General features: G+C 40.0%; 4 protein-coding genes and 1 pseudogene. 2 read left to right on the top strand and 3 right to left on the bottom strand.

Going from position 1 to position 5,201, the window contains the following annotated elements; all coding sequences use genetic code 11:
- Positions 1 to 167: 167 nt before the first annotated feature.
- Together F458_RS0118615 and F458_RS0118620 are read left to right on the top strand one after the other, a co-directional pair.
- Positions 168 to 1,694, top strand: a complete 1,527-nt coding sequence (locus F458_RS0118615; protein WP_018984951.1) for an AAA family ATPase — start codon at positions 168 to 170, stop codon at positions 1,692 to 1,694.
- Positions 1,691 to 2,890: a 5-methylcytosine restriction system specificity protein McrC gene (locus F458_RS0118620; RefSeq protein ID WP_018984952.1), complete on the top strand. Its 1,200-nt coding sequence runs from the start codon at positions 1,691 to 1,693 to the stop codon at positions 2,888 to 2,890. Before F458_RS0118615 ends, F458_RS0118620 begins: the two co-directional genes overlap by 4 nt.
- Here the strand turns inward: F458_RS0118620 and F458_RS0118625 are convergent.
- The 3 genes and pseudogenes from F458_RS0118625 to F458_RS20610 form a co-directional block, all read right to left on the bottom strand.
- Positions 2,882 to 4,084 carry a DNA-methyltransferase gene (locus tag F458_RS0118625; RefSeq protein ID WP_051085046.1) on the bottom strand — a complete coding sequence of 401 codons (1,203 nt, stop codon included), beginning with the start codon at positions 4,082 to 4,084 and terminating at the stop codon, positions 2,882 to 2,884. The two genes, F458_RS0118620 and F458_RS0118625, sit on opposite strands and share 9 nt — an antisense overlap.
- A gap of 1 nt (position 4,085) precedes the next feature.
- Positions 4,086 to 4,274, bottom strand: coding sequence for a CopG family transcriptional regulator (locus F458_RS0118630; protein WP_018984954.1), 189 nt, complete (start codon positions 4,272 to 4,274; stop codon positions 4,086 to 4,088).
- A gap of 289 nt (positions 4,275 to 4,563) precedes the next feature.
- Positions 4,564 to 5,201 (bottom strand): annotated as a pseudogene (locus tag F458_RS20610) (transposase); the annotation flags it as partial.

Raw genomic sequence — 5,201 nt, forward strand, 5'->3', positions numbered from 1 at the left:
ATCATGCTATGTTTATTCATGCTAGCCTCCAAATGATTTAGTCTTAAGCAAACTAATTATGGCACTGGCTTTCAGCTAACCCACGAAAATGCGGAGGCTAGCATTTCAAAGGGAGTCATTGTGTCTAGCACTCATGAACATAGCGAAATTTAAATAAGCAGAATCAGATGTACATAGAAAAAAATACATTAAAGAACTCATTAAATGCACTTTATGGAACAGCTGGTCACTTATTAAAGATATGGTTGGTCCTCAAAAAAATGGGGCTGGCGCAAGGTGCAGAGGCGATTGAAATTGACACGTCGAATTCGAAACCAAGTTTGGACCGCCTTTTTTCTTGCGGCTCTAATTCAGGTGACTTCTACGTGCCTTTTGCACACACACCACGTTATTTGAAAATGAAGCACGATGCCTCAAGATCAATAGTACAGACCACGATACAGCGGTGGGGATCAAGTGGCTCAGTGGTAACATGTGATCCAACACAATATCTTAATATTTCACAGGAAAATTCAAAATTGGCGGTGAAAACCGGCAGGCAATACCCAATGGGTTTAGGTATTGGAGAATCAGGCTTTGCCTTAGATGATGAAACAAGAGTAAGCCTTCCTTTGAGAGCGTTTGCGGTGTGGTATGGTAGAAATACGGAGATTCCTTCGGGGATTGATCCAGAAAAATACCTTATAGATGAAATGTTGGCTGACCTTCATATTTCCTCGTCAGAAAGGAATTTAATTTTCGTCGAAGATGATCTTGAGATTAAAACTCAGGATAACGAACTAACTAACGAAGAAATATATGAATGTTGTGAAAGCTTTCTTTCAGGAAATGAATCCCCATCAGTTCTTGTATACAAAGAAAGCCAGACAACTTATACGAGGAAAGTAAATAGCATGGTATCAAGACTAGACCTTCCGGCTTGGATGAGAACTTCACCTGAGGAGGAATTACACAATCTAATCAAGGATGGAAGAACGGCAATATTAATTCTAGGGCCACCAAGAACCGGAAAAACCCGTGTAATTGATTCAATTGTTAGCAGATCATCTTCCGATAGAGAGACGATACAAATACACGATGGTTGGGGGTATGAAAACTTAATTGAAGGATTCATGCCAGATGCACAGGGAAACTGGGATTGGAAGCCCGGACCTTTAAAAGAAGCGATAGAGTCTGGTAAAGAGTGGATCGTATTAGAAGAGATTAATAGGACGTCAATATCGCAATCTTTAGGTGAGGTTTTTTCTCTCATAGAAGATTCGTATAGAGGTGAAGACAACTCAATAACTACCCGTAGTGGAAAGCCGTTCTATATCCCTGAAGATGTCACCTTCTTGATGACAATGAATACTATTGATAAATCTACTGAAGATGTTGATGATGCTTTAATTGGGCGTGTGTCTGTTGTTGAGTTTCCAGCAAGATCAGAGGACTTAGTTCACATGCTTCAATCTCTTAATATTGCGGAATCGTTAGTTGAAAAAATATCTCAGTTATTTAGCGAGATTCAAGAAATATATCCATTAGGACACGGATACTTTTCTGGATTAACTAGTTCTTGCGATAACCAGTTTTTTCTAAGGTATTACAAGTCAAGGATCAGGCCTGTACTGTTCAACTTTCTGGGGGAGTTGCAATCAGCTGAATTAGATAGAATTGATAACTTGGTTGATGAGATGTTTGGTATTCAATGATTTATGAAGTTCACGAAGGTAAGATCAACTGGCTTCCGGAAATTGCGATAGGAGATTTGCCAGACAATCTTCCGAAGAAGATCTCCATTCATTCCAAAAAAGGAGTTGTCGGGATTGAACCACAAGGTATTGTTGGTTCATTTCCTGTTTGTAATCGCAATACAATAAAGATCATACCAAAAGTTGGAAGAATTTGTTTTTTGGAACTGCTAATAAAAGCCGAGGGTAAGCAAAGTGCTTTAAAGTCGGAGTTCGATCAATTTGTTGAAATTTCTTTATCAGAAGAAGAAAACTTTGAAGAGTTTGTTTGCAAGCAGTTTTTGATGAAATTAGATGAAATTTTAAGGAGAAGCCCTCTTAAGGGACGCCTAGCCCAAAACATACGTTCGAACTTTTGCAAAGGTAAGGTCAACCCGTTAGCGACGAGCTTGAATATTTCTTCTAAGAGAGATAAGCCAGTAGAATCCTTATATAAGGTGCGCAGTTTAGATATTCCTGAGAATCGAATTCTCACAGAGGCACTTATCAAATCTTACATGAGCTTAGACGAAGACACTCAAATTTTATATGAAGTTGTCTATAAGAAATGGATCAAAAAGTTTAATAGGTCTCCTTCAATTCGTGAAGACTTATTTTCGATAGAACAAACATTCTCTTCTCATGATTATGGTGGGTCGCGGGGATACTATCGTAAGGCCTTAATGCTTGCAAAAATTATACTGGGTTCAAATGGCTTGAGCTTTGAAGGAGATAAGATTGTATCTTCAGATGCACTTCTTCTTAATTCAGCTGATGTTTATGAAAGCTATATTCGAAATGTGATCTCTGATGCTTATTCTGACAAAGGTATACTGGTTAAAAAGGGAGGTGTTGGGAAAAATCATCTCTATATAAACGGTAGTTTCGAATTGGTGCCGGACGTATATATTGAAAAAAATGGACTTCCGCTTTTGATTGTTGATGCAAAATATAAAAAGCCCTCTTCAACTGATCATTATCAAATGATAATTTATCTTACAACGCATGGGCTCAAGTCAGGTGTATTGCTGTCTCCAAATATGGTTTCAGACGTTGTGGAAATTAAAGAATTTAAATCTAACAATGGAATGGTAGTACGAGAAGTATATATTCCACTGTCAGACTTAAAGACTACAGAAAGTTTTTTAGCCAATCTGCTTGAGAGATTTTCAAATTAATTCAATTTGTGAAATGTTTTCTGTATTGGTAATTCTGCTCTTAGCCAGAGCAAGGTATTCATCAGAAACATCAATGCCAATGAAGCGTCTATTGAGAAGCTTGGCTGCGACCCCTGTATTTCCTGAACCAACAAATGGATCTAAGATCAGATCCTTTTCTGATGAGGAGAGTGCAATACAACGCGCTGGAAGAGAAATTGGGAATTGAGCTCCATGACCATCTCTACCACTTGATGTTGGTAACGTCCACACATCTGACAGTTTCTTGGTTTCATTCCCGTTGTTTCTCCCGCCAAGCTCCGGCGGGTTCTCTAAGTATATGCTCTTTTCAAATTTTGGAGTTCTTACCTTAGATAGGTGGAGAATATATTCTAAATTTCTACTGACCCTTGAGCCCTGAGGTTCTGGCAAAGTGCTAGTTTTTGACCATGTAATAATCGTCTTCACGTAATACCCAATTCTTGAGGCTCTTTCGGCAATTTGAGAGGGGATAAGACACTGTTCTCCATCTTTTAAATAGGAGTGACCGGCACTATACCTTCTGCACTCATGATCGCCCCATGATTTTTTGTCCTTTCCCTGCATTGCCCTTAATGCTTCAGCCGCATTGCCTCTAATTTGAGTTCTTGTATTAAATGTATCCATAATGTTCCACCAAATCGAACCAGAGTCCGATAAAACATCATATAGATTTGCAAGGACTTCTGTGGTGTGGCGAACAAACCCCTCTGGTGTTTGCTCATGTCCATATGGACAGTTTTCTCCATCTGCCCATTTAACGAAATATGGGTCCTTGTATATTCTTAAGCCCCAATACGGGGTCGACGTCACAACACATTGAATGCTCTTCTCTGGCAGGGTCGATAATCTTTCTAAAGCATTCCCTTGTATTAGGGAAAGATCACCAAATTCTGTGTTCCTTGTTTGTTCTTTTGTGCTTTCGGAGATTAGGTAATCTAAAACCTTGCTTCTGGGAACTATTGTTTCTTTGTAGCAATCTTGATCCAGTAAAGACAATACATCTATTACTGATAGGGTTTTCTTTCGACCACATACTTTCGCAATAAAAGTCGAAGACATACCTGTGGCAATTGAAACATTACGAATACAAAATTCATGCTCTTGATCTTTGTATATATCAGCATTTAGCGATGAAACTGGCGTTGATGGTTTGATATCAGGTAATTTGTTCATATCAATTATCACTTTCGAGCTCTTGGCTAATTCGATTTTTAATTACGGTGCTGATAAAGCTTTTTTCAGCCAGCCATGCGATAACAATTCCTCTCACCACATCTGCATCTGTTTCACCAAATTCACCTCTAAGCCTATCTAAAAGTTCTATTTGACGGTCAGAGAAAGATACCTGTATCTTTTTGGACATAATTATTTCCTGAAAAGTATTGCTTTTTAAGATTCTTCAAGGATTCTAATGGGATTCTTTTTCGATGTCAAGCAGGTGCTAACAAGCGCATGTTGTCGGACTGGTTTTCCGCTTCGCTCCAAACCAGCCGCAAATTCGGGCGTTGGTATGACTCCCTTTGTCAATTAAAACCGAGCGTCTCCATGACATTTTTTCAGTCCATAATTAGCTTTTGTTTCACTCAAATTAAATGAGCTAACGCACCGGATGAGGCAGTAATGTCGTCGGTTCGTATGCTGGTATTCTTAGGTTACTTATTCGATGAATAAGCAGAGCTGACCTTACTCAATACTTCTTTTGCGATAGCCCAGATGTAAGCTGCCATTTCTCTGGCAATCGCCGTAATAATGAGATTGTAGTGTTTTCCTTTCTTGCTCATCCGCTGGTAGCGTTTGCACAGGCGAAGCTGTGCTTTCCAGGCAATATCAACGATATCTTTGGGTAAGCCTTCCTGGCGCAATTGCAATTCAGTTGAGACGTTCGCCGGATAACGATAACTGTGTGCGCCTTCAACCAGCAACCGTCTTGCCCGGCCGTTTCCAGCTTTGGTAATAGCCTCTAAATGACGTTTACCACCGGATGATTGTTCACTGGGCACTTCTTCGACCAGTTGGCAGTACCTTCGTAACGAATGTTGTTACGAAGCAGCAGGGCCTTAAGCTGGTACTTAGCTTCTTTTAAATCCTTCATTGCCGCTTCGCGAGCACGGGACGAATCCCGAACAGCTTCATCTTCCGGCTCAGGCACATAGACAGGAGTGAGATCTTCAGACTTTAATAACCTCACAAGCTTCAGCGCATCACGGCGATCAGTCTTTACACGTTCACCTGGCTTTTTAGGGATAAGAGAAGGAGCAACCACATAACAACAATGCCCTAGGCTGGTAAT

The organism is Salinimonas chungwhensis DSM 16280, assembly GCF_000378185.1.
Lineage (GTDB): Bacteria > Pseudomonadota > Gammaproteobacteria > Enterobacterales > Alteromonadaceae > Alteromonas > Alteromonas chungwhensis.